This is a genomic window from Streptomyces sp. NBC_00090 (genome assembly GCF_045160815.1).
GTDB lineage: Bacteria > Actinomycetota > Actinomycetes > Streptomycetales > Streptomycetaceae > Streptomyces.
The window spans coordinates 4284540-4310483 of the sequence record NZ_CP108224.1; the positions used below are offsets into that span (position 1 = coordinate 4284540).

At 69.5% G+C, this 25944-nt stretch carries 26 protein-coding genes, 1 tRNA gene and 1 pseudogene; 19 read left to right on the forward strand and 9 right to left on the reverse strand.

What is annotated here, in order from left to right; genetic code table 11:
* Positions 1-39 precede the first annotated feature (39 nt).
* The 3 genes from OG361_RS19035 to OG361_RS19045 form a co-directional block, all read right to left on the reverse strand.
* A complete protein-coding gene (locus OG361_RS19035; protein WP_405855104.1) occupies positions 40-741 on the reverse strand; it encodes a LuxR C-terminal-related transcriptional regulator in 702 nt (233 codons plus the stop codon).
* Positions 738-2075 carry an ATP-binding protein gene (locus OG361_RS19040; protein WP_405855106.1) on the reverse strand — a complete coding sequence of 446 codons (1338 nt, stop codon included), beginning with the start codon at positions 2073-2075 and terminating at the stop codon, positions 738-740. Before OG361_RS19040 ends, OG361_RS19035 begins: the two co-directional genes overlap by 4 nt.
* Before the next feature lie 219 nt (positions 2076-2294).
* Positions 2295-3410 (reverse strand): peptidoglycan DD-metalloendopeptidase family protein, encoded by a 1116-nt coding sequence (locus OG361_RS19045; protein WP_405855108.1) that lies wholly within the window; start codon positions 3408-3410, stop codon positions 2295-2297.
* 238 nt (positions 3411-3648) lie between these two features.
* Between OG361_RS19045 and OG361_RS19050 the strand changes: the two genes are divergently transcribed.
* Both OG361_RS19050 and OG361_RS19055 read left to right on the forward strand, forming a co-directional pair.
* Entirely contained in the window at positions 3649-4209 is a 561-nt protein-coding gene (locus tag OG361_RS19050; protein ID WP_405855110.1) for a hypothetical protein, read from the forward strand.
* A 34-nt stretch (positions 4210-4243) separates the two neighbouring features.
* A complete protein-coding gene (locus tag OG361_RS19055; protein WP_405855112.1) occupies positions 4244-6850 on the forward strand; it encodes a GH25 family lysozyme in 2607 nt (868 codons plus the stop codon).
* Positions 6851-6941: 91 nt separating this feature from the next.
* Here the strand turns inward: OG361_RS19055 and OG361_RS19060 are convergent, their stop codons facing one another.
* Both OG361_RS19060 and dcd read right to left on the reverse strand, forming a co-directional pair.
* Positions 6942-7439 carry a phosphoribosyltransferase gene (locus tag OG361_RS19060; protein ID WP_384560496.1) on the reverse strand — a complete coding sequence of 166 codons (498 nt, stop codon included), beginning with the start codon at positions 7437-7439 and terminating at the stop codon, positions 6942-6944.
* Positions 7440-7452: 13 nt separating this feature from the next.
* Positions 7453-8028 carry a dCTP deaminase gene (dcd, locus tag OG361_RS19065; RefSeq protein ID WP_351895094.1) on the reverse strand — a complete coding sequence of 192 codons (576 nt, stop codon included), beginning with the start codon at positions 8026-8028 and terminating at the stop codon, positions 7453-7455.
* Positions 8029-8430: 402 nt separating this feature from the next.
* Between dcd and OG361_RS19070 the strand changes: the two genes are divergently transcribed.
* The 5 genes from OG361_RS19070 (at position 8431) to OG361_RS19090 (ending at position 12126) form a co-directional block, all read left to right on the forward strand.
* Positions 8431-8501 (forward strand) — tRNA-Gly (locus OG361_RS19070).
* 782 nt (positions 8502-9283) lie between these two features.
* The gene (locus OG361_RS19075) at positions 9284-9487 is read left to right on the forward strand and encodes a cold-shock protein (protein WP_030647895.1); all 204 of its coding nucleotides are present in this window, start codon (positions 9284-9286) and stop codon (positions 9485-9487) included.
* A 309-nt stretch (positions 9488-9796) separates the two neighbouring features.
* Complete coding sequence (locus OG361_RS19080; RefSeq protein WP_405855115.1) at positions 9797-11311, forward strand: DEAD/DEAH box helicase; 1515 nt, start codon at positions 9797-9799, stop codon at positions 11309-11311.
* Between the two features lie 46 nt (positions 11312-11357).
* Positions 11358-11762 carry a CBS domain-containing protein gene (locus tag OG361_RS19085; protein ID WP_376397326.1) on the forward strand — a complete coding sequence of 135 codons (405 nt, stop codon included), beginning with the start codon at positions 11358-11360 and terminating at the stop codon, positions 11760-11762.
* A gap of 52 nt (positions 11763-11814) precedes the next feature.
* Entirely contained in the window at positions 11815-12126 is a 312-nt protein-coding gene (locus OG361_RS19090; protein ID WP_376397331.1) for an SCO5918 family protein, read from the forward strand.
* Positions 12127-12228: 102 nt separating this feature from the next.
* On the opposite strand, the gene OG361_RS19095 is transcribed toward OG361_RS19090, so the two are convergent.
* Together OG361_RS19095 and OG361_RS19100 are read right to left on the reverse strand one after the other, a co-directional pair.
* On the reverse strand, positions 12229-12588 hold the full coding sequence (locus OG361_RS19095) for a hypothetical protein (protein WP_405855117.1): 360 nt from the start codon (positions 12586-12588) through the stop codon (positions 12229-12231).
* 49 nt (positions 12589-12637) lie between these two features.
* A pseudogene (locus OG361_RS19100) lies at positions 12638-12829 on the reverse strand (ATP-binding protein); the annotation flags it as partial.
* Positions 12830-13553: 724 nt separating this feature from the next.
* Here OG361_RS19100 and OG361_RS19105 point away from each other — a divergent pair.
* Together OG361_RS19105 and OG361_RS19110 are read left to right on the forward strand one after the other, a co-directional pair.
* A complete protein-coding gene (locus OG361_RS19105; RefSeq protein WP_405855119.1) occupies positions 13554-13892 on the forward strand; it encodes a helix-turn-helix domain-containing protein in 339 nt (112 codons plus the stop codon).
* A gap of 252 nt (positions 13893-14144) precedes the next feature.
* The gene (locus OG361_RS19110; protein WP_405855121.1) at positions 14145-14483 is read left to right on the forward strand and encodes a PRC-barrel domain containing protein; all 339 of its coding nucleotides are present in this window, start codon (positions 14145-14147) and stop codon (positions 14481-14483) included.
* A gap of 68 nt (positions 14484-14551) precedes the next feature.
* On the opposite strand, the gene OG361_RS19115 is transcribed toward OG361_RS19110, so the two are convergent.
* Positions 14552-15337 (reverse strand): hemolysin III family protein, encoded by a 786-nt coding sequence (locus OG361_RS19115; protein WP_405855123.1) that lies wholly within the window; start codon positions 15335-15337, stop codon positions 14552-14554.
* Between the two features lie 244 nt (positions 15338-15581).
* Between OG361_RS19115 and OG361_RS19120 the strand changes: the two genes are divergently transcribed.
* The 9 genes from OG361_RS19120 to OG361_RS19160 all read left to right on the forward strand — a co-directional run bounded on the left by OG361_RS19120 (position 15582) and on the right by OG361_RS19160 (position 23725).
* Positions 15582-16484, forward strand: a complete 903-nt coding sequence (locus tag OG361_RS19120) for a DUF1206 domain-containing protein (RefSeq protein WP_405855125.1) — start codon at positions 15582-15584, stop codon at positions 16482-16484.
* Positions 16485-17112: 628 nt separating this feature from the next.
* A complete protein-coding gene (locus OG361_RS19125; protein WP_405855127.1) occupies positions 17113-17571 on the forward strand; it encodes a WXG100 family type VII secretion target in 459 nt (152 codons plus the stop codon).
* Between the two features lie 19 nt (positions 17572-17590).
* Positions 17591-17896, forward strand: coding sequence for a WXG100 family type VII secretion target (locus OG361_RS19130; RefSeq protein WP_405855129.1), 306 nt, complete (start codon positions 17591-17593; stop codon positions 17894-17896).
* Positions 17896-19671 (forward strand): RNase A-like domain-containing protein, encoded by a 1776-nt coding sequence (locus tag OG361_RS19135; RefSeq protein WP_405855131.1) that lies wholly within the window; start codon positions 17896-17898, stop codon positions 19669-19671. Before OG361_RS19130 ends, OG361_RS19135 begins: the two co-directional genes overlap by 1 nt.
* Before the next feature lie 19 nt (positions 19672-19690).
* The gene (locus OG361_RS19140) at positions 19691-20278 is read left to right on the forward strand and encodes a hypothetical protein (protein WP_405855133.1); all 588 of its coding nucleotides are present in this window, start codon (positions 19691-19693) and stop codon (positions 20276-20278) included.
* 53 nt (positions 20279-20331) lie between these two features.
* On the forward strand, positions 20332-20631 hold the full coding sequence (locus OG361_RS19145; RefSeq protein WP_405855135.1) for an RNase A-like domain-containing protein: 300 nt from the start codon (positions 20332-20334) through the stop codon (positions 20629-20631).
* Between the two features lie 13 nt (positions 20632-20644).
* Complete coding sequence (locus tag OG361_RS19150) at positions 20645-21301, forward strand: contact-dependent growth inhibition system immunity protein (protein ID WP_405855137.1); 657 nt, start codon at positions 20645-20647, stop codon at positions 21299-21301.
* A 667-nt stretch (positions 21302-21968) separates the two neighbouring features.
* The gene (locus tag OG361_RS19155; protein ID WP_405855139.1) at positions 21969-22523 is read left to right on the forward strand and encodes a hypothetical protein; all 555 of its coding nucleotides are present in this window, start codon (positions 21969-21971) and stop codon (positions 22521-22523) included.
* A gap of 80 nt (positions 22524-22603) precedes the next feature.
* Positions 22604-23725 carry a hypothetical protein gene (locus OG361_RS19160; RefSeq protein ID WP_405855141.1) on the forward strand — a complete coding sequence of 374 codons (1122 nt, stop codon included), beginning with the start codon at positions 22604-22606 and terminating at the stop codon, positions 23723-23725.
* 268 nt (positions 23726-23993) lie between these two features.
* On the opposite strand, the gene OG361_RS19165 is transcribed toward OG361_RS19160, so the two are convergent.
* The gene (locus OG361_RS19165) at positions 23994-24398 is read right to left on the reverse strand and encodes a hypothetical protein (RefSeq protein WP_405855143.1); all 405 of its coding nucleotides are present in this window, start codon (positions 24396-24398) and stop codon (positions 23994-23996) included.
* 282 nt (positions 24399-24680) lie between these two features.
* Between OG361_RS19165 and OG361_RS19170 the strand changes: the two genes are divergently transcribed.
* On the forward strand, positions 24681-25877 hold the full coding sequence (locus OG361_RS19170) for an NAD(P)/FAD-dependent oxidoreductase (RefSeq protein WP_405855145.1): 1197 nt from the start codon (positions 24681-24683) through the stop codon (positions 25875-25877).
* The last annotated feature ends 67 nt before the right edge of the window (positions 25878-25944 follow it).

The window sequence follows — 25944 nt, forward strand, 5'->3', positions numbered from 1 at the left end:
CCCCCTGCTCAGCGGCCCCCTACTCAGCGGCCCCCCTGCTCAGCGGCCCCGGCCGATGCGCCACCAGTCCTTGTGGTCCGTCGTCCCGTCGTCGGCCCAGAACTCCAGGAGGTCGCCCGGTGCGAGCCCGAGGGCGCGCTCGATCTCGCCGGGCGTGAGGCTGCGCAGGGAGTCCGACAGCGACCTGGTCAGGTCGAACCAGTAGCCGCGCAGCGTCGACTCGCTCACGAACAGCTCCCTCGCGACCTGGGCGTAGCTCAGCCCGCGGGCACGCCCGTGCAGGATCTGACGCTGCCGCTCGCTCAGCAGGGTGATGCAGTCGCGCCGGACGAGCACTTCGAGGATGCCGACGACCGGCTGCGGCACGGCGGTGCCGCCGGCGGCGACGTCGAGGAAGAGCTCCTCGGCCCGCTCGCGCGGCAGCGCCTTGGAGACGATGCCGCTCGCGCCGGCCGCGACGCACGCCGCCAGCACGAACCGGCGCTCCTCCTGGCTGTAGACGCAGACGCGGTGGCCGCGGCCGGTCAGCGTACGGATGGCGGCGATGCCCTGGCGGACGTCGGGCTGCTGTTCGAGGTTGGCGAGGTGCAGGTCGAGCAGGACGAGGTCGACGACGGGGTCGCGGCGCACCAGCTCCTCCACCGTCGCGACCGCGGCGACGACGTCGAGACCGGGCATGAGCAGGCCGATCGACTCGCGGATCAGCGACGCGTCGTCGACGACCGCCACCGCGGGCCTCATGGCGCGTCCGCGAAGGCGGCCCACACCGTCGGACGCGTGGGCCCCGCCGGACCGGCCTCCGGTCCCGGGCGGGACCGGACCGTCACCGTCGTCCCCTCCCCCACCGCGGACGCGATCCCGACGCCGAGGCCCCGTCGGCGCAGCTCGCCGACGACCACCTCGCGCAGCCCGACTCCTGCGGCCACCGAGGCCGGCTCAAAACCGACGCCGTCGTCGTGCACGGTCAGCGTCCAGCCCACGGCCCGGCGCCCGGCCCCGTCCCCGACCCCGGCCCTGGCCTCACCCGCGCCCGCGCCCTCGCCCGCGCCCTCGTCGAGGTGCACCACCACCTCGTTCGCGTGGGCGTGCTCCCGGACGTTCAGCAGCAGGCTCTCCAACGCGCGCTCCAGCGCCTCGGCCCGCGCGGCGGGGATCCGCAGGCCGGTGCCGAGATCGAGCGAGGCGACGACGTTCAGGTCGGCGAAACGGTCGCACACCCGCTTGACCATCGGAACCAGCGGAACCGCCGGAGCCGTCGGAGCCGTTCGAGCCGTCGGAGCGAGCCCGTCCGAAGCACCGCTCTCCGAAGCGCCGCCGCGCAGATACGACCGCATCCGCCGCAGCTCCACCTCGGCCTGGCCGACGAGCCGGGCCCGCGAGACGTCGTCCCCCTGCTCGGTCAGCAGGCGCATGACGGCGACGCCGTTGTGCATCATCACCTGGGCCCGCCGTTCCTCCTCGCGCCGCGCAAGCTCGGCGGCACGCGCGCGTGAGGCGTCGGCGTCCCGCGCGATGCGGCGGGTGTACCCGAAGAACATGCGGGCGACCAGCGCGTACACCACGTACGTCAGGACGTTCCCGATGGCGGTCGAGGTCATGTCGCTCCCGACCTCGCCGCCGAGATAGACCCAGTAACAGACGGAGACGGCGAGCAGGCCGGCCGCCCAGACGCCGAGGCCGCGCACACCGCCGGCCGTGATGATGACGCACAGCGCGTATCCCGGCTGGAAGGCGGTCCACGTGCCGAAGCGGTCCCAGGGCGCGAGCACCAGGGGGCCGAGGAGGAGCAGGGCGCAGGCGAGTGCGAAGTCGAGCACGGACACGGCCGTGCCCAACGGCCGCCGGCGCACCAGCGTCACCACGCTGACCGCGACCGACGCCAGGGCGGCGGCGCCCCAGCACGCGAGGTAGGCGGCCTCGTGCGGCGACCGGTCCGCACCGAGCTGCACGGCGGGAACCATCTGGGCGACGGTGCCGAGACGGACCCCGGCGGTGAAGTACGAGAAGGCCCTCTCGACACCGGCCCGGGTCGTGGGCAGTTCGGCGACCCGCCACAGCCCGCTACGGCTCGTCATCGTCCTCCTCGGCTCCGGGGCAGCCTTGTGACACGCAACGATGAAGATAGTTGAGCAAGACCGGCCGGGGGAGGCCTGATGACGGAAGAGTGCAGGTCCGGCGAACTCTCGCGAACCTCGGCCGCGGAGACGGACCCGGACCCGAACCGGCCCTCGGAAACGACGAAGGGCAGGGCCTCGGTCGGAGGCCCTGCCCTGGTGGAGTCGGAACGTGCCGGCTCAGACGAGCCTGGCGAGCGCCGCCCAGGTGTTGGTGCCGGGGACGCCGTCGACCGGGCCCGTGTAGCCGCCGAGCTGGGCCATCCGCTGGAGCGCGGAGTACGTGGCGTTCCCGGGCACGCCGTCGATCGGACCGGTGTACCCGTAACCGGAGAGCAGCTTCTGCGCGCCCTTCCACGACATGGTGCCCAGCACGCCGTCGGCCGGGCCGGTGTAGCCGCCGAGCTTGGCCATCCGCTGGAACGCTGCCCAGGTGTTGGTGCCGGGAGCGCCGTCGATCGGGCCGGTGTAGCCGAAGCGGCGCAGGACGGTCTGCACGCCCTTCCAGGAGTTGGTGCCCATCACGCCGTCGACCGGGCCGGTGTAGCCGCCCTTCTGCGCGAGTCGCTGGAGTGCGGAGTACGTGTTGCCGCCGGGCGCGCCGTCGAGCGGGCCGGTGTACCCGTACCCCTTCATGACCTGCTGCACGCCCTTCCAGGTGTTCGTGCCCGGCACGCCGTCGAGGGCCCCGGTGTAGCCGCCGGCGCCGGCGATCTTCTGCAACGTCAGCCCCTCGCCCTGGACGGGGGGCGTACCGCCGCCCGTGACGGAGAGCGGGTTGACCCGGACGCCGCTCGCGTTGATGACGTGCCAGTGCAGGTGCGGCCCGGTCGAGTTGCCCGCGCCGTCGGCGCCCGCGGCTCCGCCGGAGAGCCCGACGACCGTCCCGGCGGCCACGGAGGCGCCGTTGGCCAGCAGGAACCTCGACAGGTGCATGTACTGGCTGCGGTATCCCTCGGCGTGGTGGATGGTGACGGTGTGGCCGCCGGTGCCGTTGTAGGGGATGTTCTCGATCGTTCCGGCGCCGCAGGCCGGGAGTGAAGTCCCCACGGCCATGCCGAAGTCGACGCCGTTGTGGTTCGGCGGGTCCCACGGGCCGGTGATGGCGTACGCGCCGAACGGGTTGTAGAGCGCGGGGACGGCGTACGCGCTCGTGGGCAGGACGAGCCCGCCGGCGGCCAGCGCTCCGCCGCCCACCACCGCTCCACGCAGCAGGGTGCGCCGGCTCATGCCCGCCGGGACGTGATGGTCGTCCTGGCCGCCGCCACAACGGTGCCGTGCCTCGTTCTCGGTCAACGCTTCTCCCTGAGCTGTCTCGACTAGCGGGTCATCTGACGGGTCATCAAGCAGGGTGTTACGGAAGATCACGAGCCCGCTCATCCCATCGGGCCGCCCCGACGCCGACAACCCAACGAATGCGCGGAATCGGGGGCTCGACTTCCGCGCGTTCGTTGGGTTGTCGGCGTACGGGCGATGGGGTGGTCTTGACCGGTCCGAGGTTCGGCCGGCGGCACAGGGGATTCCAGGAGGTCAGATGCCTGAGCGGGTTGACGGCGAGGGGCGGGGACCCGAACCGGGTCCGGGCATGTCCCGGCGGTCCGTCCTGCGGACGGCCGGCGCGCTGCTGCCGGGACTGGTCCTGGGGGTGGGCGCGGGCGGTACGGCCTCGGCGGCGAGCGTCCCGGAGGCCGCCACCGCCGCCGGCAGCGGCATCCGGGGGGCGTTCTCGGCGCCCGGCTACGGCTGGCCCGCCACGACACCACGGGCTCCCGCCGCGGCCCCGGCCACCGGCGTGCTGTTCGTCCTCACCTCCGCGCACGGCCGACCGCTGGCCGGCCGCCGGGTGCGGTTCTCCCTCGGCTCGTTCCACGCCGCCCGTCCCGGGCTCTGGTTCGAGGTGTCGGAGGGGCGGAAGTCCCCGGGCCGGCACGGATATCTGGACCTCGACACGGACGCGCAGGGGACCGTCTTCCTGGACCGCTGGCTCCGGTACGGCGCGGTGCCGACGGCCGCGGCGGGGGCGCGACCGGTCGTACGGGCCCAACTGGTCGGATCCGAGACGATCCTCGCCGCGGCCCACCTGTCCGTTTCCTGACACGGACACCTGACACCGACCTGAGGGGCGCGAGTTGACGAGAACGGTCGCCGGGGCTGAGCAGTGGGCTCGCCTGCACGTCACCGACGGTGGTGACGCCGGCTTCGACAACGGCTACAACTGGTCCGACATGTGCCAGTCCCTGATGTTCCGGGCCTGCGACCTCAGCAGCTCGCGGGGCACGGCGTACGACGCCTGGGAGGCGTCCGGAGAGGGGCACCCCGACTACTCGGCCGCACCCCGCGGGGCCTTCCACTGGTGGGCCAACGCGGTGCGGCTCACCCCCGGCCACGTGGCCCTGGACCTCGACGGCGGCGGCACCCGCTGTCTGATGGCGACGGGCCACCTGTCGGGCGGGGAGGACTTCGCCCCCGGCGGCTACCGCATCGGGACCCAGTCCGTCGCCCGGTACAACGCGCTCGCCGGCCTGGTGTACCTGGGCTGGACGCTGGACAACGTGGGTGCGCGGATGGCCGACGTGGGCACGCCAGGGCCGGGGGGCTCCACGTACGTCCTGACCGCGGACGACCAGCGGGTCCTGCAGACGCTCGCCCAGCGCGGCGGCTACACCGGACCGGTCGACGGCGCGATCGGCGTCAACGGCTGGAAGGGCGTGCAGACCGCCGTCCGCGGCTACGGCTACACCGGCCCGATCGACGGCGTGCCCGGCTCCGCGACGTACAAGGCCGTCCAGGCGCTCGCCCGGGACGGCGGCTACACCGGACCGATCGACGGCCTCCTCGGCCCGAACACCATCCTCGGCGTCTCGGCCTGGCTGTCCGCGCACCCGCCGTCCACGCCACCGGCGCCGGGCCCGGCGCCGACCCCCTCACCTACGGACGCGGTGTACGGGATCGACGTCGGCACCAGCCAGGCCGACCTGGACTTCCTGGCCGCGCGCAGCGCCGGATTCCGGTTCTGCGTCGTGAAGTCCGGCGGCTCCAACGACGGCACCCACCAGCCCTACACCTCGCCCCACTACGTCCGGCAGGTCGACGAGGCCAGGGCCGCCGGGTTCCTGGTCGGCCACTACTGGATGACCGGGTGGGGAGCGGCGGCCACGGACGCCGAGTACTTCCTCGCCCACCTGCGCGGCTACCGCCCCGGCGAGCCGCTGATGGTCGACGTCGAGGGCGTCGACCAGAGCCCGGTGTGGACGGACGCCCAGACGGCGGAGTTCATCGGCATCGTGAAGGCCCGCCTGGGCACGACCCCCTTCCTGTACACGTACTCCTCCCTGCTCACCTCGCGGTCCTGGCCGCTGACCCGGGCGACGGGGGCGAAGCTCTGGATCGCGGACTACGGCGCTCCGGCGGGCAGCCCGCGGATCGGCACCGCGTATCCGGACTGGGCGATCCACCAGTTCAGTGACTCGGGGTCGGTCAAGGGCGTCGCCGTCGACCTGAACCAGGCGAAGCCGGACGCGTTCGGGTCGGCGGTCCTGCCGCCCCCCGGGCCGAACCCGATACCCGACCCGGCGCCGGACATCCCGCTCGCCGACGGAGTGACCCTCCAGCGGATCGCGCAGCTCGGCGGGTACACGGGCCCGCTCGACGGCGTCCTCGGCCCGAACAGCTGGAAGGGCGTCCAGACCCTCCTCACCCAGCTCGGGCTGTACGGCGGCCCGGTCGACGGCGTGCCCGGCACGAACACGTACAAAGGCCTCCAGCAGCTGGCCCAGCGCGGCGGGTACACGGGTCCGATCGACGGCGTCATGGGCCCGAACACGTACGCCGGGCTGCGCGGCTACCTCACGCAGACCGGCGGGACGGGCGTGACGATCTCGACGGAGGACGCGAAGACGCTCCAGCAGGTCGCCCAGCGCGGCGGCTACACGGGCCCGGTCGACGGCGTCATGGGCACGAACAGCTGGAAGGGCGTCCAGACCGTCCTCGCACAGGGTTACTCCGACGGCCCGATCGACGGCACGCCCGACCCGGACACGTACAAGGGCCTCCAGCTGCTGGCCGCCGACTACGGCTACACCGGCCCGATCGACGGCGTCCCCGGCCCGAACACCTTCGCGGCGCTCCGCACCTACCTGAGCGTGACGAGCGGCGGCCCCGGCCCGATCTCGACGGCCGACGGAACGACCCTGCAGAAGATCGCCAAGGCGGGCGGCTACACGGGCCCGATCGACGGGGTCCCCGGGACGAGCAGCTGGAAGGGCGTCCAGACGGTCCTGCGCGGCTACGGCTACACGGGCCCCCTCGACGGGGCGCCCGGCACGAACACGTACAAGGGTCTGCAGACCCTGGCGACCGCCGGCGGCTACACGGGCCCGATCGACGGCGTCATGGGGGTCAACGGCTGGAAGGGCGTCCAGACCGTGATGCGCCGCTTCGGCTACACGGGCCCCCTCGACGGCGCCCCGGGCACACAGACGTACGCGGCGATGCAGCGGATGGCCGCGCTCGGCGGCTACACGGGCCCGGCCGACGGGGTGCTCGGCTCGTACAGCTGGAGCGGCATCCAGGCCTGCCTGCGCGGCTGGGGCTACTCCGGCCTGATCGACGGCGCCCCCGGCACGGCGACGTACGTGGCGCTCCAGCGGCTGGCCCAGACGGGCGGCTACACGGGCCCGCTGGACGGAGTGCCCGGCACGAACACGTACCGGGCACTGGGCAACCTGGTCACCTGAGCCGACTCGGGTGACCGGGTGCGGCACGCAAGGGAAAGGGCCCCGTCGACCGAAGTCGACGCGGGCCCTCTCCTCCACCGCGATGGTGCCCTCAGGCGTCGAGGACCTGGCCCTCACGCCTCACGACGGGCGGCTCGACCGACCAGGGGAAGTTGATCCACTCGTCGGTCTTCTTCCACACGTACTCGCACTTCACGAGCGAGTGCGACTTCTCGTAGATGACGGCCGAACGGACCTCGGCGACGTGGTCGACGCAGAAGTCGTGGACGAGCTTCAGGGTCTTGCCGGTGTCGGCGACGTCGTCGGCGATCAGGACCTTCTTGTCGGAGAAGTCGATCGCGTTCGGGACGGGCGCCAGCATGACCGGCATCTCGAGAGTGGTCCCGACCCCGGTGTAGAACTCCACGTTCACGAGGTGGATGTTCTTGCAGTCGAGCGCGTAGGCCAGACCGCCGGCGACGAAGACGCCGCCCCGGGCGATGGAGAGCACGACGTCCGGCTCGTAACCGTCGTCGGCGATGGTCTGCGCCAGCTCGCGGATCGCGTTCCCGAAGCCCTCGTACGTCAGGTTCTCTCGTACTTCACTCATGCCGGCTACCGCCTCACACCTGGGTCCGATGGAAGTTCATGAACGAACGGGAGGCCGTCGGCCCACGCTGGCCCTGGTACCGCGAGCCGTACCGCTCGCTCCCGTACGGGAACTCGGCGGGCGAGCTCAGCCGGAACAGGCACAGCTGGCCGATCTTCATGCCAGGCCAGAGCTTGATCGGCAGGGTGGCGAGGTTCGACAGCTCCAGGGTCACGTGCCCGGAGAAACCGGGGTCGATGAACCCGGCGGTCGAGTGGGTCACCAGACCGAGCCGCCCCAGAGAGCTCTTCCCCTCCAGCCGCGACGCGATGTCGTCCGGCAGGGTGATGACCTCGTAGGTCGAGGCGAGCACGAACTCGCCCGGGTGGAGGATGAACGCCTCGTCGCCCTCCGGCTCGACCTCGCGCGTGAGGTCGAACTGCTCGACGGCGGGGTCGATGTGGGGGTAGCGGTGGTTCTCGAACACCCGGAAGAAGCGGTCAAGCCTCACGTCGATGCTCGAGGGCTGCACCATGGATTCGTCGTACGGGTCGATGCGCACCCGACCGGCATCGATCTCGGCCCGGATGTCCTTGTCTGAGAGAAGCACGCCCCCACGATACGCAGAGGGCGCGGACCTGCCCCAATCGGCAGGGCTCCGCGCCCCCGGCACCCTCAGCGCTGTCCGAGCACCACGGGCACCGCATGCCGCAACCGCGCACACCGCGGACACCGAATGAGCCGCCCGGGCCCGATCCGCCCGGCCCCGAGCTGCTGAAGCGGGAACGAGGCGGTACTGAACACGTGCCCTTCGGCACAGCGGACGACGGTGCGCTCCATGGAACCCATCAAGTCCCTTCCCCTACACATGCGGTGGACAAGACAGCCACATTAGGGGATCAACAGGACACCCTCCAGGCGGCACTCCGCACACGCGGAGGCGTGAGCTTCGCCTCAAGTGGCGCATGGGGTACAGTGTGCAACGATGCGGCACGGATCATCCGGCCGCTGTGCGGATGTAGTTTAATGGTAGAACATGAGCTTCCCAAGCTTATAGCGCGGGTTCGATTCCCGTCATCCGCTCTTCCACGAAGCCCCAGGTCAGAGACCTGGGGCTTCGTCGTTGTCTAGACCTCTCGGCCCTCGCCAGTCTCGCGTCGCGAGACGCGTTCTCGATGCCCTGCGTCACACCGCTGCCTCCGTCGCGTGAATTCGCTTTCAAAAGGGGGCGGTTGGCCGGAGGGGTTGACTCCGACCCTCGGGGCCACCTAGTCCTCCTTCCCCGCCAACACGCGATCGGCGGCGCAGTGCGGGCAGGAAGGGAGGTGCCACGTCACCGTCACCCGGCGCCGGTCGGCGGCGATGGTACGGGCCTGCCCAGTGGCCGGGCAGGCCGCACAGTGCGGGCAGACGACGGTTTCGAACTTCAGCTCAGCCATCACCTACGCCACCCTCCCCGCCAACGGTGCTCGCGACGAGGATGCCACGTCTCCCAGCGGGACGGGCTTCACACACCGGTCCCCACTGGCTGCACGTCGCAACTGGCGGACGCCTTGCTACCGGAACGCTGCTCTCGGGGGGAATCAATATCTATCCCCGCGATCAGAGAGTTTAATGGACCCCGCAGGGAGAGTTTTTCCGAACCGCACACGATGGAGATATTCCACGCACACAAACCGCTGCAGCGTGCTACTGTCGATCTCGGTTGCAGTTTTGGTACCCAAAAACTTCAGGCGCTCCAGTCGGCCTCCGTGCCACATTCGAGCGCTTTATATTTCCGGTCATTTTTCCGGCGGGGCATCATCGCGGCGACACGGTGTCCGTACAGTGCGGATGCTGGTGTACTGCCCCAAAGGAGATATGACATGGCATCTGGCACCGTGAAGTGGTTCAACGCGGCAAAGGGTTTCGGCTTCATCGAGCAGGACGGTGGCGGCGACGACGTCTTCGCCCACTTCTCGAACATCGCCGCCCAGGGCTTCCGCGAGCTGCTGGAAGGCCAGAAGGTCACCTTCGACATCGCGCAGGGCCAGAAGGGCCCGACGGCCGAGAACATCGTTCCCGCCTGACGCTGACGCGCATTTCGTAGCTGGGGCCCGCATCCTTGGGGTGCGGGCCCCAGCTGCACGCATTTCCCGCAGTGGTGTCACCTGCGTGACGAAGTATTCAGGGTCACAGCCTGCTCGGCGCTTCACACCCTAGATTTTTCTTGGTTTCGCGTCCACATGACGCCACCCCATCTCAGCGCATGCGCCCGTACAGAATCTCTGTAGGCCAGAGTCGCTTTCGCATTCCATTCGGCCCGTTCTTGTGATTCCCCGCGCTGCGTTTCTGCTGCCGGAATTCCTTGATATGTGCCGCATCAAGGAAGGTTCTGAATGAACCGCACACGTACGAACGACCGTTCCTCTCGCACCCGCAGCCGCACCGGCGGCCCCGCTTTCGGCGCTGCCACCGGTTCGGAGCGGGGCAGCCGCTTCGGCTCGTCGGCCCCGAGCCGTTCCGGAGGTCCGAGCCGCTCCGGCGGCTACGGCCGCCGGCCCGCCGCGATCCAAGGCGAGTTCGCCCTGCCGAAGACGATCACTCCCGCTCTGCCCGCCGTCGAGGCTTTCGCCGATCTCGACATGCCGGCCGAGCTGTTGGCGGCCCTTGGCGCGCAGGGCCTGAGCGTGCCGTTCCCGATCCAGGGAGCCACCCTGCCCAACACCCTCGCAGGCCGCGACGTCCTCGGCCGCGGCCGCACCGGCTCCGGCAAGACTCTGGCCTTCGGCCTCGCCCTGCTGGCTCGCACCGCCGGGCATCGCGCCGAGCCCCGCAAGCCGCTGGCCCTCGTCCTCGTCCCCACCCGCGAGCTGGCCCAGCAGGTGACCGACGCCCTCACGCCGTACGCCCGCGCCGTGAAGCTGCGTCTGACCACGGTCGTCGGCGGCATGTCGATCGGCAAGCAGGCCGGAGCGCTGCGCGGAGGCGCGGAGGTCGTCGTGGCCACGCCCGGCCGGTTGAAGGACCTCATCGACCGTGGTGACTGCCGGCTGAACCAGGTCGCAATCAGCGTCCTGGACGAAGCCGACCAGATGGCCGACATGGGCTTCATGCCGCAGGTCACCGCTCTCTTGGACCAGGTGCGTCCCGAGGGGCAGCGGATGCTGTTCTCCGCCACCCTGGACCGCAACGTCGACCTGCTGGTGCGCCGATACCTGACCGACCCGGTCGTGCACTCGGTGGACCCCTCGGCCGGTGCGGTCACCACGATGGAGCACCACGTGTTGCACGTCCACGGCTCCGACAAGCACCGGACGACGACGGAGATCGCGGCGCGCGAGAGCCGGGTGATCATGTTCCTGGACACCAAGCACGCCGTCGACCGGCTGACGCAGGACCTGCTGAACAGCGGTGTCCGGGCCGCCGCCCTTCACGGCGGGAAGTCGCAGCCGCAGCGCACCCGGACCCTCGCGCAGTTCAAGACCGGACACGTCACCGTGCTGGTCGCCACGAACGTCGCCGCCCGCGGCATCCACGTCGACAACCTCGACCTCGTCGTGAACGTCGACCCGCCGACCGACCACAAGGACTACCTCCACCGCGGCGGCCGCACCGCCCGCGCGGGCGAGTCCGGCAGCGTCGTCACCCTCGTCACCCCCAACCAGCGCCGCGACATGACCCGCCTCATGCAGGCCGCCGGCATCACCCCGCAGACCACCCAGGTCCGCTCCGGCGAAGAGGCCCTGAACCGGATCACCGGCGCCCAGGCCCCCTCCGGTGTCCCCGTCGTCATCACCACACCGGTCGTCGAACGCGCCAAGCGCGGCGCGGCCTCCCGTGGCAGGCGTCGGCCCGCTTCGACCGTCCGGCGCGTGAGCGTGCGGCAGTCCGCCTTCGATGCGGCGGCCTGAGAACCACGTGATCAGGAAACTGACCCATCTCTGCAGGAGGCACGTTTTGACGCTGGTCCAGATGCAGCCCCGCTCGGCGAACACCAACCCTGTGCACCGGACGGTGGACGACGCGATGGAGGCGGACGGTCCACAGATCTGTGACGACATGACGGTCGAGGTGGCCCTGGCCGTCATGGCCGGCGCCCGCGTGGGTCATCTGCTCGTCTGCGACGAGGACGGCCTGTGCACTGGGCTGGTCACGCAGGCCCAGCTCACCGCCATCCGCGACAGCACGGCGTACACCGACCGGGTCCGTCTCCGCGACCTGCTGGGGGACCGCGGGCCGGTCGCCTCACCCGTGACCACGATGGCCGAAGCCGAACACGCGATGCGCTACCGCCGGCTCGATGCCCTGCCGGTCATCGATGACCAGGGCAGTGCTCGGGGCGTCCTCGCCCTTGCCCGCTGAACAGCCTCACCACGGCACGACCGTCCCCCTTTTCTTCTTCCTGTGAGGCAACATGCGCTGTGTCATCGCCCGTTTCCCGTTCGACCTGACCAAGAGCGGTGTCCTGGAGTCGATGAAGGGCATCAAGCCCGAGCAGGTCGTCGGCGAGTCAGTGATCATCGGCCGCCGTACCTACCCCGTGAAGCAGGTCGGCCAGGTCATCACTCGGCAGGACCGCCGTGACTTCAGCGCCGGTGAAGTCCTCCGGGCCATGAACCAGCTCGGGTTCACCTGCCGCGGCCTCCCCCGGGCCGCCGTGCCCACGCGCGTCCTCGGCCCGCTCCAGCAGGCCTCCGCGATGCTCGGCACCCCGGTGACCGTCTGACGGACAGGACCGGCGCAAGCCGACACCCGAACAGCGAGGAGGGCCCGACCGGCACGCGCCGGTCGGGCCCTCCCGTATACCGGGGGTTACGCGAATGTCGGGTCAGTGGTCGGAGTAGCTGAAGTCGCCCATGGTCCAGGCACTGACAGCCGCGATCGAGACGCGATACATCCCACCCGTCTCCGGGATCCCCACCGTGCCCTGAAGGATGCGGGCCACATGGAAGTGCAGATGAGTGGGCGGCCCCTCTTGGGGTGTCGTGGCGGTGAAGACGGCGGAGAACTCGCCCAAGCGGGCCGAGTCCGTCAGGACCTCCGACACCCGCTGCCTCCACACGGCTTCGGGAGCCAGCCGACCGGTGATGACAGCACCACCGGTGACCACGGTCAGGGACATCTGATTGCTCTGCCCGGACTCCACCAAGGCAGCGACGTCAACGAGCAGCTCGTCAGGCTTCGACATGAGAGCCGATTTTATGCACCGGTCGTCCCGCTTCTCTCGACCGGGAGGACTACCGGTCGAGAGAAGCACTCACCGTCTTCTTCCCGCCGGAGGCCCGACGGGGGACAGCGGCCGCTCGGGCGAGGCGGTTGACCATGGGCCAGCCGGATCCACCGGTACCGCCGTACAGGTCAGGGGTGCGCATACGCGGCGCGTACGAGCTGGAGTCGTGAACGGCCACTTCGATGCTCTCCGCGTGGGCCCGTCAATTCCAAGGGCTCTCCTCGGCGGGCACGAAAATCTATGACGGCTGGAGTAGACATTGCATGGTGGCGTGGTTATGGTTTCTCTCGTAGCCCAGAGAGACCGCAGGGCCTGGCAGAGACGAACTGCCGGGCAGCAGTACCCGCAGTCGCAGTTCGCAGGACGGTGCGGTGGTGGAGTTCCGAAGCCAGGGTTGTTGCAGGACGGCGACGGGACTGACGACCGGACCGGGTGGCCCGCAGTGATCAGGGGCCGCCGTGAGCAGTACGCAGCAGTGAAGTAAGTGAGCAGCACCTCGGTGAAGGCGTCGGCTGCGGACGCGCGCACCGGGAAGTTCGGCAGTGGGGTTCCAAGCCAGAGCAGACGCAGGACGGGCAACGGGGCTGGCTGCCGAAGAGTGGCGCTGACGCAGGCCACCAGCAGTACGCAGTAGAGCAGTACCAGCAGTACGCAGTTGATCACCGAGGGAAGAACGGAGGAGCCGAACACCATCAGGATCGCCCGGGCGGAAGCCTTGAGCCCGGGTACCGCAGGACATCGATAGTGAGGTGGTCTCCGGTCAAGCAACCGCGATCCCCGCACTCCCGGCAGCATCTCGGTCGGGTCGGCGGAAACACAGGGTCGGCGCAGTATCAGGGCCGACAGATGGTGTAGTAGTTCCTTCGGGGCCCTGGTGCCGTACGGCACCAGGGCCCCTCCACGCGTTCCATGAGAGAGGTTCAATGACAGCAGACGACTCGTTCGGCCGTCTTGACGACGACGATTACCCCGCCTACACCATGGGCCGGGCGGCAGAAATGCTCGGCACCACCCAGGGCTTCCTCCGTGCCCTCGGAGAGGCCCGCCTGATCACCCCGCTCCGCTCAGGCGGCGGCCACCGCCGCTACTCCCGCTACCAGCTGCGCATCGCCGCCCGCGCCCGGGAACTCGTCGACCAGGGCACCCCCATCGAGGCCGCCTGCCGCATCATCATCCTCGAAGACCAGCTCGAAGAAGCCCAGCGCATCAACGCCGAGTACCGCCGCGCCGCCGAGTCATCCCCTCCGCCGCCCTCGGCCTGAACCGAGCGTGCCCGTCCGGATCGGCGGGCCTCGGTCGTCGAAAGAGTGCTATTCGGGCGCGGACGCCTCCGCCAGGTCCGCCCCGGCGTCAGCGCTGCTGTGACCTGGTGGGTACCGTGCCAGTCCAGGCACATGACCGTCGCGTCGTCCTGGAGACGGCCGCCGTGGGCGTGAAGAATCTCCGCGACCAGAGCGCGGGAGGCCTCGCGGGGGTGGAGATCGCCCGTACGCACGATTGTGAGCGGTGTGTGGATGTACGTGCAGGACAGCGGCTACACGTCCCGGCAGACACTGGTGGGGTTCACGGTTGAGGCGGCTGACGGAACCATCGGGCACGTGGACCGCCAGCAGGACCAGCCCGGCATGCAACACCTGGTCGTCGACACCAGCGTGTGGATGTTCGGCAGGAGCATTCTGATCCCGGCCGGCGCCGTCGCCGGTATCGACACCGAAACACGGACGGTAAAGGTGTCAGGGACCCGGGAAGAGATCAAAGCCGCTCCCGGTTCACCACCGACAGCGAAATGGCTGACCACCGCTTCCGCCGTCGGCAACTACTACCTCTCCCTGCGCCGCCCCCTCGCACCCTGACCCGAAGCCAGCAAGGCAACTCGCCCGCCCCAGGGCGACAGCAGCCCCCGGGCAGAACATTGCCGTGCTCAGTAGACGGTGAAGGAGATGGCGATGTAGTGCGCGGTGAAGGCTGCGACGGTCAGGGCGTGGAACACCTCGTGGAAGCCGAACCAGCGGGGTGAGGGGTTGGGGCGCTGGAGGGCGTAGACGACCGCGCCCGCGCTGTAGAGAAGCCCGCCCGTCACGATCAAGGAGACTACGGCCGCCCCGCCGTTGTGCAGGAAGTCGGGCAGGTACCGCACGGGCGCCCAGCCCAAGGCCAGGTAGCAGGGGGTGTACAGCCAGCGGGGAGCTCCGACCCACAGGACACGGAATGCGATGCCGACCAGAGCGCCCGTCCACACGATCCACAGCAGGACGGTCCACTGGTCGCGGGAGAGCAGGAGCACGGCGAGTGGGGTGCACGTGCCGGCGATGATCAGGAAGATGTTGGCGTGGTCGAGGCGACGCAGAACGGCCTCGCCGAGTGGTCCCCAGGAGCCGAGGTGGTAGACAGCGCTGGTCCCGAACAGCAGCCAGGCCGTGACGGAGTACACGGTGCAGGCCAGCACGGCCTGAGGCGTCCCTGCCAGGCGGATGAGGACGATGCCCGCGGCCAGCGATGCGGGAACCATGCCGGCGTGAAGCCAGCCGCGTAGCCTCGGCTTGACGGGTTCCACCAGATCGGCCGCCCGCTCGACCAGGTCGGCCACCGGGCGGGAGTTCTCGGCGGCCCCGTCGCGTTGCGATCCCGAAGACAGGCCGGTCGAGTCGCGTCCCTTGATCGTCGGTGGGGAAGAAACACTGCAGGCTTCGGCGTCGTCTCGGGACACTGCTTCCCCTCCCGCACCGGACTGCTGGGTATCACGGGCAACCATGCCTACATGCTAGGAACCTGCCCGCACCGAAATCCCAGAGGCCCACCTCATCGCTGCCGCCGCCTCGGCCGGCGTGGCACCGCGGTCCGCAAACAGCGGGCGTGCCAGGGACGCCGCCGGACACCGGCTCCGACCCGCGACGCCCGCCCCGGCCGACGGTTCGCTGTGTAGTGGGGTCCGGCCCATGGAGGTGCAAGACATGGAGCGCAGTCAGGACAGTGCGGCTCAGCCCAAGTCGCGGGGGCGGCGTCTGGCCGACAGTCGTGTGGTGGAGGTCGCGTCCAGGGTTGGGCTCTGTGCCCGGGGAGTGATCTACGTACTGGTGGGGATTCTGGCTGTGCGGATCGGCCTCGGCAGCGACAGCGGCCAGGAGGCCGACCGGTCCGGGGCGGTGGAGACCCTCGGCGAGCAGCTGTTCGGCCAGGCTCTGCTGTGGGCGCTGGTGGTGGGGCTGGCGGCGATGACGCTCTGGCGGCTGCGCGAGGCGGCGTTCGGGCAGACGGTGGAGGACGGGGAGAAGTGGTCTCGTCGTCTGGGTTCTTTGGGGATGGCGGTGCTCTACGCCGTGATCTGTGTCGGCGTGGTGCAGACGGCGCTGGTCGGCGGTTGCGCCGGGGGGCGCCCCGGTGACGAGACGTCGAAGGAGTACACCGCCAGGGTGCTGGACTTGCCGGGCGGCCGGGTGATCGTCGGCGTGTTCGGGGCCGTCCTGATCGTCGTGGGCGCGGTGATACTGATGCGGAGGTTCGAGAAGGATCTCCGGACGGAAGAGATGCGCCCGGCGACGCGGCGGGTCCTAGCAATACTGGGCATCGTCGGCGGCGTGGCATGCGGCGTGGTCGCGACCGGGGCCGGCCTGTCCGTCCTGTTGGCCGCGGTGCGGTACGACCCCAGCCAGGCGAAGGGCCTGGACGAGACGTTGCGTTCGTTCGCCGCCACGCCCGCGGGGCCTGTCCTGTTGATCGCCGCCGCTGTGGGTCTCGTGCTGTTCGGCCTCTACTCGTTCTGCGAAGCCCGCTGGCGCAAAGCCGCTGCGCACGAGACTCCGGCTGAACAGCCGGCCGGGTCTGCGGACTCGGGGACACGCCCCGGTGCGTCCTAGCAAGGAGAACTCGTCCGGCGGCGTGGGCCGTTCATCTCTGTTCGGGCGGTTGCGCCGCACGTCCCGCCGTGTGGGGGCCGGGTGCCGACGGATACCCGGCAGTTGACGTTCGCGGGCTCCACCGCCGCCGCCCGGGAATCGACGCCGCGGCCGGGCGCGTCCACGAAGGCGCCTCGGCTCTGCGGCCGTGCCCCCTGGCACCGTGCCCCATCCGTGCCCTTCGGAACGGTGAACAGCGGTCAACACGGGTATCGGCGGACCACCGGAACGAGCCGCGAGAAGGCGCGTTTCCGCAGGTCGGACACCCTATGACCGACGTCAGCGGCGGTGATTCCCAAGCTTATAGCGCGGGTTCGATTCCCGTCATCCGCTCTTCCACGAAGCCCCAGGTCAGCGACCTGGGGCTTTGCCGTTGTCTCGAATCAAGGGAGGAGTAATCCGCCCCCGCTTCCCGGCTCCGCCGCCTGTCGACTTGACGAGGAAGCCCCCGGAACGGATACGTGAGCGGCAGCACACCGATCCCCCGCCCTCCTGGCTAAGCCCCAGGTCAGGGCGGCCTCGGGGCTTTGTCGTCGCCCCCCTCCCCGCGTAGCGACCGCCCCCCGATCCACGCGCCTCGCCCACTAAGGTGAACAGCCGCACACGGGAACACACGCACGAACGGCGCGACGAGCGGGGGCTCATGATGCTGAACGCCGATCTGGACGTCTCGGGGGACGCTCTCACGAGGCTGGCGAACGATCTCGACGAGATGCAGCGCTACCTGGAGCAGCAGACCCGTGCCATGGACGGGGTCGTCGACAGGGTCGCCGCGGGCTGGCAGGGCCCCACCGCCGCCGCGTACCGCTCCTTGCACCGCGGTGTCGCCGAGGACGCCGTGCGCATCCGGCAGGTGATGGTCCTCCTCGAAGCGGCCATGCGTGCTTCGCGCGACGGCTTCACTGAGCAGGAGCTCGACACCCTGGCCCGGATACGGCGGATGCAGGACGGCGAGGACGTGTCCGCCGCCGCCCGCGACCTCACCGTGCCCGACCCGGCGTCCGGTCCGGGCACCGGCCAGCCTCAGAGCCGCATTCTGGACGTCTGAACCACGGGGGATCAACACCATGTCGGACGAAGACCGGATCACCGTCGACTTCGCCACCCTGCAGCGCCTTTCGGGGGACCTGGAGGACATCCTCCGTACCCTCAACGAGAAGCTGGACACGCTGTACGGGCGGGCCACCAAAGTCGTCCTGAGCTGGGACGGCGAGGCCCGCGAAGCCTTCATCGACGAGCTGGACACGTGGAGCCGTTCCGCCGACGACCTCAAGGCCGCCCAGGCCTGGCTCCACGAGGTCGTGGTGAAGGGGCACCTCAACTACGCCGCCGCCAACAGGTCCGTGCTCGAAGGCTGGGGAGGCGGTGCCTGATGGCCGGCCCCTCCACCCCCGCCCAGTCACCGGGCGGCAGCGGCACCATCGACGTCAAGCCGAGCGACCTCTGGTCGGTCTCCGGCCGGGTCGCCGCGCAGCAGGACTTCCTGATGCGCGGCGCCAACAGACTCCTGGAGGAGCTGGGCACGTACCCCGACGCCGGAGGCGCCGGCACCGAGGCCCAGAAGTTCGCCCAGGCGTACAAGAAGATCGGCGACCGCTGGCTGGAGGTCTGGGGCCGGTCCGTACTCAGTGTCGGCGGCGTCGCGGTCGGGTTCACCGAGACGGCCAACGCCTACACGCAGGCGGACGCGGCAGCCCACCCCCAGCCGGGGAAGACAGCCGAACAGCGACCCCGGCCCGCGGTCATCGACAAGGACCCGGCCTTCGGCTCGATACCCGACATCAAGTGGGGCGACGACGACGGCGGCGACGACATCCTGCGCGGCCTGATGGAGGGCATCCCCGAGATCGTCCGCGACGTCCTCCAACCGCTGTGCAAGCACGTGTTCCGGATCGGAAGGGTGGCGGACGTCCACCCCTTCCCTCAGCAGCACTACCTCAACTCCCTGTGCCACAGCTGGATGAACGTCTCCATCGTCGCCACGACGGGGGCGGACCAGCTCACCCAGGCGGTCGGCGCCATCACCAACCACCAGCAGGCCGACTGGGAAGCCGCCATGCGGACCTTCTGCAGCGCGCTGTGGGGCGCGACGGACTGGGGAAGGCCGCTGCACGGCTACCAATGGGCACACACCGCCGACTCCGGGCCGGGCACACCCAAGGCGCCGACGGGCAGCGAGCCCGTCATGGCCGTACTGAAGGACACGGCCGACACCATCGCCACCCTCCTGCGCGAGTACGCGGAAGCCGCCGTCGACCTGAACCGCGACGTCGAGGACGAGCTCCACCGCGCCATGGCGAAGGCCGCCAAGGAGATCATCGAGGACCTGGCCAAGCCCAAGGACGCCAAGAGCGCCCTCAGCGCCGTCACGAACGTGATCGGCAAGGGTGTGGGTCTGGTCCTGTCCTTCGAGGTCAAGACCGTGCTGAACTTCGACACGGCCAAGCTGAACCGGATCGTCAACACGTACACCGGCATCCTGGACGGGCTGACCACCCGCATGGAGGCCCAGAAGGGGCCGCTGGACGAGGCATACCTGAGCGCCCCCAAGTTCGAGGCAGGCGTCGCCCGTGCCCACGGCTTCGGCGCCCGGGCCCTGAACGAGTTCAAGCACGAGCAACAGTGGACCGAGGCCGGCTCACAGGGCAATCACGCGTTCGACCTGGCGAGCAGCGAGTACCTGGGTGGCGGGCACACCTTGGACAAACACGTCGGCAAGACGGACGAGCAGCTCGCCCAGCGGCTGCGCGACCAGGCCGACGACAACAACAACTGGCCAGAGCAGCGCAAGCCCTCGATCGGCGGCTCGTCGTCCTTCAAAGACATGGCCAGTGCACAGAGGCTGACGGAACACAACCTGCGGACCAGACAGTCCGATATCGACGCGTGGCTGGCCACCAATCCGCCAGAGGGGAGAACGCAGTCGTTCACGAGTCCCGCACCCAATGACGAGGTCAGCGGCACCTACGTGAAGAAACAAAGCGTTCCCGATCCGAGCAACCCGGGTCACAACATCCCGGGGATCGGGTACAAGGACAACGGGCTCAGCGCGAAGGCGGTCGACGTCAAGAACATCAAAACGGTCCTGAAGTACGATTCCAGGCTCGATCCGCCCTACATCATCTACACGTCCATGCCCGCCCCGTGACCGACGGACCGGAAGCCGAATGCATCCCGACGACAGCATTGACATCAATGGCCGCCCTGTCTGGTGCGCCGCACTGGAGCGGCTCCTCGACGATGTGTACACCTTCGCGATGGCCGGGCCTCGACTGCACGACGACTGGGGACGGGACGTCCTGGCTGTCATGGACCGGTCGGTCGCCGATCCCCGGGGCTGGCGGACATTGGAGTGGCAGATCGACAAGGAGGGGCGCGAGAACGTCCGTCCCTCTTATCCGTTCCTGCCGCTCACAGCCGAGCAGGTGCACGCATGGACGTATCCCATCACGGCCAGTGCCGCCGCCGAACTGCTCGCCTCTCTGACCCAGGAGTGGTTCTTCGAGGACCGCCCCGTCCGGACGCGCCTCGACCGTGAGGACGTGCTGACCGATGCCCGGACGCTGCTCGGCCGTTTCGGTACCGAGGCCGTCTTCCGCACCTCCTCGGATCTGGCCCGGACCTCCGAGTCGCCGGACTTTCTCGCCGATGAACTCGCCGGTGGCCGGGCCTTCACCGACTACTTGATGGACCTCGGACTGATCGTCGTGGGCACGGACGAAGTCGGAGTCTTCTGGTCGTTCAACGCGCAGTGAGAACACGCTGAGCCGGAAACCGGCCGCTCCCCCACACATGGAAGTAGGTGACCATGCTGACGCGATCCGCCACTTATCCCGACCGGGAGACCGCCCACTGGGCCACCCAGCAGGTGGTGACCGCCAACGAGCAGGTCATCCACCGCTGGCTCGCCCAGAAGACCCGGGCCCGCCTCACCATCGAGGCCGCCTGGCCCTCCCGTGAGGAGCCCGTGGGCCGGGTCCAGTTGGAAGCCGAGCTGCTTGCGGGCCGCGGGCCCGTCGAGGTCCGCGCGGCGCGGGTGGTGCTGCGCCGCGAGCCGTCGAGCCCGTACGGCTTCGTCGTCCACACGACCGTCCCGTTCTACCTGTAGGGGTCGCACGCACATGCCCATGAAGCCCCTCGAACACGACCGCCGGTACGGCGAGCTGGACCAGGTGATGCGCGCGTACCTTGGGCAGCCGGCCGATGACACCCCGGAGCGGCGCAGCCGCGCCCTTGATGCGTATCTCCGTCACACCTGGCACACCCGCCCCTCGGCCATCGCGGAGGCGGAGCGCCAGCTGCGCGAGTACAGCCGCAACCCTCCGGGCCGCATCCGGCAGGAACTGGGCGAGTTCTACGCGATCCCCGACACCGGCATGCCCCAGTCCGAGATCGGCGACTGGCTGATGGTCCTGGCCGACCACCTGAAGAAGAGCGTCGAGGAGGGCGACGCACCGGAACCGTCGTCCCCGCAGACGCACTGGGAGTGGCACGCGCGCTTCCCCGAGACCGCGCAACTGCTCGGCGGCTGGTTCTCACAGGACATCGTCGACGAGTTCCCCGACCATCACGCCGCCGTCGCCGACTACGCCGCCACCACCCACCCCCAGCTGATCGCCCGGCTCGTGGGCGAACTCCATGAGCTGCTCGCTCTCCCCCTGGACGAGGGCGACTACGCCCTGGCCGCCGCCGAACTCGGCATGGAGGTCGGCCCGCCCGAGCCGTTCTCCCACGGCGCATGGTTCCAGTCGCTGGCGACGACGCTGTCCGACGTCTGATCCGTTCCGGACTCGTGCCCCGGCCGTGCCCTTCAGAGCGGACAACAGCGGTCGACAGGGGCGTTCACGGGCTTGCGGGATTAGGCGCCACCCGAGTGCGTTTCCGCAGGTCAGCGGCGAGATGACCGGGCTTGGTGTCGGTGATTCCCAAGCTTATGGCGCGGGTTCGATTCCCGTCATCCGCTCTTCCACGAAGCCCCAGGTCAGCGACCTGGGGCTTCGTCGTTGTCCAGACCTCTCAGGGCTCGGGCCGCCCACGCCTCGGTGGCCGCACCCCGTCGACTGGATTGCCCCCTCCTTGGATACAACGCCGTTTGCGACCATCGGCACCGAATGTCGCCGTGAAGCGGATAACTCCCCCTTAAAGGCACCCGGGCGCACTCCGCCCACAGCGCCAAGATTGAAGAAGAAACCGCTCGACGGGGTATTTGCTACACGCAATAAGCGGAATCAGAGATACCGTTAATTCACATCCTCGGGTCCGAGATACCGTACTCGACCTGCCAAGTCCACAAAATCCTCCACCTCACGATCATTGCGGCAGGTCGGAATCAGTAGCGGCGTATCTCAGATGTACCTCAATTCACTTCCGTTGCTCATGGTCCGGATGTTTTGCTCAGGCGAAGCATTCGACCAAGGGGGGCGAATGCAAACGGGAGGGAACATCATGCGTAGCTTCATACGCGGGGGAGCGTTCGCCGGATCATTGGCGCTCAGTGCCGGTCTGCTGCTGGCACCTACGGCATCGGCCGGCGTGCAGGCGCCGGAGGCGTGTCCGCCGGACGTCTGGTACAAGGTCGTCGCCTACCCGGCCACGCACGAGGGGATCGGCAGCACCGCCGGTAAACGCAACGCCGGTTCGGCGTCAGCGACTCTCCGCTACGACATGTCGACCACGACGGCGAAGCAGTCCACGTGGACGGACGAGCTGGGTGGGTCCATCAACTTCGGTATCGCCGAGGTCACGGCCAAGACCAGCCACGAGATCACGAAGTCGACCACGAAGGGTGTGACGGTCTCCAACACGATGAACGTCCCGGGTCGCCAGTACGGGTACACCACCCCCAAGATCGAGCGCCGGACGTTCATCGTTGAGAAATGGCAGGACACGTCGACCTGCGGAGCCAGGAAGCTGGGCAACATGGGGAAGTTGTGGGCCATCACCGCCTACCCGTTCTTCTCCGAGTGCGTCGCGACCGGGCCCTGCACGCCAAAGCCCTGACAAGCTGTGGTGGGGGGCGGCACGACCAACCGCCCCCACCCCACAGTCACGACCTCTACCAACCCACTGGGGGATACGGGATGGCCACAGCACAGGGCTCCCTACGAGACACCCGTCACCGCCGCCTCGTGGTTGTCTGCGCCGTCACAGCGCTGGCCGCCGTCGGGGCCTCCGGCTGCTCGCAGGACGCCGCCGACGAACAGCCCTCCCAAGGCGTCGTGGTGAACCTTGGCGGCGAGATCGCCGTCCTCAAGGGCATAGACGGCAAGCCCGAGATCGTGGGCCAACGGCCAGACGGCACCGAGACGTTGGACACGTATCGGCTCACCGCTCCACGCCAATTGAACACCGGTGACATCGTCGGCATCCGCGATGGTGGGGCCGTGGCCATCTCACCCGACGATCCCGTTAAGGCAACCTTGCTCGGACAGGCGACCGCATGGTTTCCCAGCGTTGACAAGGGGAAGGTGTGGACGGTTACCGAGCAGACCGCTGCGGCCTGCGAGGGCCAGGGACTGCCCACAACGGTGCGCGCGAAGTACACCATCGCCGAGCACGAGACCTCTGGCCGCCCTGCGCGCCGAGTCGTCTCCATGCCCTGCGGCATCGAGCCTGCGGCTCAGACGTCCCAGGGCATCGTCGCCCACCAGACCACGGGTGATGTCCCTGGCTCGGGAAACGCCTCTCGGGCCCGGACATCGGTTGTCCTACTCGACAAGAACGGTGCTGTCAGTTCGGTTGTCGCGGAAGCGGCCACCGTCCTTGCTGCAGACGCGGATCAGGTCGTGTGGCGAGCCGACGAATGCCCCACAGGCACCTGCACCAAGATCTACGACGCACAGGCCAAGAAGTCGAGGAACGCACCCGCCTGCGAAGCCGGAGACCCTGTCGGAACGGGCACTCTCGCCCCCGGCGGGCGCTGGTACGCCACAGCCGTTCGTGCTGACAACGGCACCCACCTGGCAGTTCTGGACCTCGGCGAGAACTCGTGTCGCGACCTCGGCGCATTCGCAGCCCTGGACAAGACCACGGACCTGGACGAGAGCCTCGCGGCGACATGGTCCCGAGCCAATCTCCTCATGATCGACCAGGGAACGGGGGAGCTCATCGAACACAACGCCCCCACCGGGCGTGTGGAGCGCAGGCGCGAGGCACTGCCTGTAACCAACGGAGCGCAAGTGTGGGGCGCTCACAACGCGTAGCTGTGTCCGGGCCGGAGTTTCCAGGCTGCCGTCCGGCCGGGCAAGCCGTGCGATCTCCCTCGGGCCTCTCGTCCTGCACTTGAGTGAGCGCTCTGCCTGTGGAACGAACAGCCCTTGGGGTCGTAGGAGACCTCCGCCGCTACGTGCCTTCGGTGGGTGGCGGCGGAGGTACAACGCTCTTCCGCGAAGCCCCAGGTCAGCGACCTGGGGCTTCGTCGTTGTCCAGATCTGTTCAGCGGCCTCTCCGAGGACCGGCCGATGCCGGCGGCTACGAGCGGGTGCCGGTGCGCTTCGACAAGCGGGTGGACAGCACCTGGCCCAGCGCCAGCACGCTCAGGGCGAACATCAGGATGCCCAGGGGGACGTGGAGCGACGGCATGTGTGCGATGCCCAGCACCACCTGCACCGAAGCGAGTACGAGGAAGCCGGACGCGTACAGGATGGGGCGGGGCGACCCGCCGCCCGGCCGCCACGCCAGGATCGCGGCGAGCACGTACAGCATCGACGCGCCGTACATCACGCGCGATCCGATGTCGTGCATGCGGTAGCCGAGGGACGAGGACAGCAGCAGTCCGGCGGTGGACGCCTGGAAGAAGAGGGCCAAGGTCTGCAGGACTATCGCGACCTGCAGGAACGTGAACCGGCCCCGTACTGGCGTCGTCTGTGTGGCCATGGCGCGGCCCCCTCTTCTGCCTCGCGGCGTTGGATCGTCGGTGTCTCGACAGTCCGACGAAGTGGGCCCGCGAAATGTGAGGCGCGGCGTGGAGCCCACCATCCGGTGCGGCGTTTCGTCGCCCGTTCAAGCCCGGCGCGGCCAGGCAGGCCACGGGGACCTTTGAAAGGGTGTGGCGCAGGTCACATTCCGATCCTGTCAGGGAACGGGGGGCTGTCCGGTTCAAGGTGCGGAACCACGCCGGACAACGGCAGCAGCCCCCGCCCAGACAGGAGCACGGACATGCAGCACCGCATCGTCGTCCTCGGAGCCGGATACACCGGCGCCGTCGCCGCCGGCCGCCTCGCCAAGCGGCTGCACCACGAGGACGTGACCATCACCCTCGTCAACCCCGAGCCCGACTTCGTCGAGCGCGTCCGGCTGCACCAGATCGCGGCCGGCCAGGACCTCAGGCCCCGCCCGTTCGGCGAGATGTTCGCGGGCACGGGCGTGGAGCTGAAGCTCGCGAAGGTCACCGCCGTGGACGTGGACCGCAGGACGGTGACGGTCACCGCCGCGAGCGGGCCCGAGGAGCTGGCGTACGACACTCTGGTCTACGCCCTCGGCAGCGGCTGGAACGACGGGGGCGTCCCCGGTACCGCCGAACACGCGCACGAGATCTCCAGCCGCCCCGGCGCCCTCCGCCTCCGCGATCGCCTGGCCGCCCTGGACGCCGGCCGGCCCGTGGTCGTGGTCGGCGGCGGTCTGACAGGCGTGGAGGCCGCGACCGAGATCGCCGAGGCCCGCCCGGACCTCGACGTCGCCCTGGCCGCCCACGGCGCCCTCGGCGACTGGCTCTCGGAGAAGGGCCGCGCCCACCTGCGGAAGGTGGTGGACAAGCTCGGCATCACGGTCCACGAACACACCGCCGTCAACGCCGTTGAGGCGGACGGCGTGACGACGGCCGACGGCCTGACCATCGCCGCCGAGGTCACGGTCTGGACCACCGGCTTCGCCGTCCACCCGATCGCCCGGGCCACCGCCCTGGAGGTCACCGACCGCGGCCAGATCGTGGTCGACACCACGATGCGCTCGGTCTCCCACCCGGACGTGTACGCCGTGGGCGACGCGGCGATGGCGATCGGCCCGGGCGACAAGCCCCTCCGTATGTCCTGCGCCTCGGGCGTCCCCATGGCCTGGCAGGCCGCCGACGCCATCGCCGCCCGTCTCGCCGGCACCAAGGTCCCCCACGTCTCCATCCGTTACGCCCAGCAGTGCATCTCCCTCGGCCGCAAGGAGGGCCTGATCCAGTTCGTCACCGACGACGACCGAGCGGTCGACCGCGCCCTGACGGGCCGCGTGGCCGCCCGCTACAAGGAACTGATCTGCAAGGGCGCGGCCTGGAGCGTCGCCAACCCGACCGTGGGCATGCCGTCCCGGCGCCGCCGTGTCGTACAGCAGGAGACTCGGAGCGCCGCACGGGCGGAGGCCGCAGCCTGACCTCGCCACGGCCGTCGAACCCGGCATGGAGGCCGGCCCGCCCGAGCCGTCCTCCCTCGGCGTCTGG

Coding starts and splice junctions, on each gene's coding strand:
- OG361_RS19105 (WP_405855119.1), top strand. CDS start 13,554: ATGACAGCAGACGACTCGTTCGGCCGTCTTGACGACGACGATTACCCC.
- OG361_RS19170 (WP_405855145.1), top strand. CDS start 24,681: ATGCAGCACCGCATCGTCGTCCTCGGAGCCGGATACACCGGCGCCGTC.
- OG361_RS19110 (WP_405855121.1), top strand. CDS start 14,145: ATGTACGTGCAGGACAGCGGCTACACGTCCCGGCAGACACTGGTGGGG.
- OG361_RS19075 (WP_030647895.1), top strand. CDS start 9,284: ATGGCATCTGGCACCGTGAAGTGGTTCAACGCGGCAAAGGGTTTCGGC.
- OG361_RS19040 (WP_405855106.1), bottom strand. CDS start 2,075: ATGACGAGCCGTAGCGGGCTGTGGCGGGTCGCCGAACTGCCCACGACC.
- OG361_RS19165 (WP_405855143.1), bottom strand. CDS start 24,398: ATGGCCACACAGACGACGCCAGTACGGGGCCGGTTCACGTTCCTGCAG.
- OG361_RS19060 (WP_384560496.1), bottom strand. CDS start 7,439: ATGAGTGAAGTACGAGAGAACCTGACGTACGAGGGCTTCGGGAACGCG.
- OG361_RS19155 (WP_405855139.1), top strand. CDS start 21,969: ATGCGTAGCTTCATACGCGGGGGAGCGTTCGCCGGATCATTGGCGCTC.
- OG361_RS19135 (WP_405855131.1), top strand. CDS start 17,896: ATGGCCGGCCCCTCCACCCCCGCCCAGTCACCGGGCGGCAGCGGCACC.
- OG361_RS19130 (WP_405855129.1), top strand. CDS start 17,591: ATGTCGGACGAAGACCGGATCACCGTCGACTTCGCCACCCTGCAGCGC.
- OG361_RS19050 (WP_405855110.1), top strand. CDS start 3,649: ATGCCTGAGCGGGTTGACGGCGAGGGGCGGGGACCCGAACCGGGTCCG.
- OG361_RS19150 (WP_405855137.1), top strand. CDS start 20,645: ATGCCCATGAAGCCCCTCGAACACGACCGCCGGTACGGCGAGCTGGAC.
- OG361_RS19080 (WP_405855115.1), top strand. CDS start 9,797: ATGAACCGCACACGTACGAACGACCGTTCCTCTCGCACCCGCAGCCGC.
- OG361_RS19035 (WP_405855104.1), bottom strand. CDS start 741: ATGAGGCCCGCGGTGGCGGTCGTCGACGACGCGTCGCTGATCCGCGAG.
- OG361_RS19090 (WP_376397331.1), top strand. CDS start 11,815: ATGCGCTGTGTCATCGCCCGTTTCCCGTTCGACCTGACCAAGAGCGGT.
- OG361_RS19160 (WP_405855141.1), top strand. CDS start 22,604: ATGGCCACAGCACAGGGCTCCCTACGAGACACCCGTCACCGCCGCCTC.
- OG361_RS19120 (WP_405855125.1), top strand. CDS start 15,582: ATGGAGCGCAGTCAGGACAGTGCGGCTCAGCCCAAGTCGCGGGGGCGG.
- OG361_RS19145 (WP_405855135.1), top strand. CDS start 20,332: ATGCTGACGCGATCCGCCACTTATCCCGACCGGGAGACCGCCCACTGG.
- OG361_RS19140 (WP_405855133.1), top strand. CDS start 19,691: ATGCATCCCGACGACAGCATTGACATCAATGGCCGCCCTGTCTGGTGC.
- OG361_RS19095 (WP_405855117.1), bottom strand. CDS start 12,588: ATGTCGAAGCCTGACGAGCTGCTCGTTGACGTCGCTGCCTTGGTGGAG.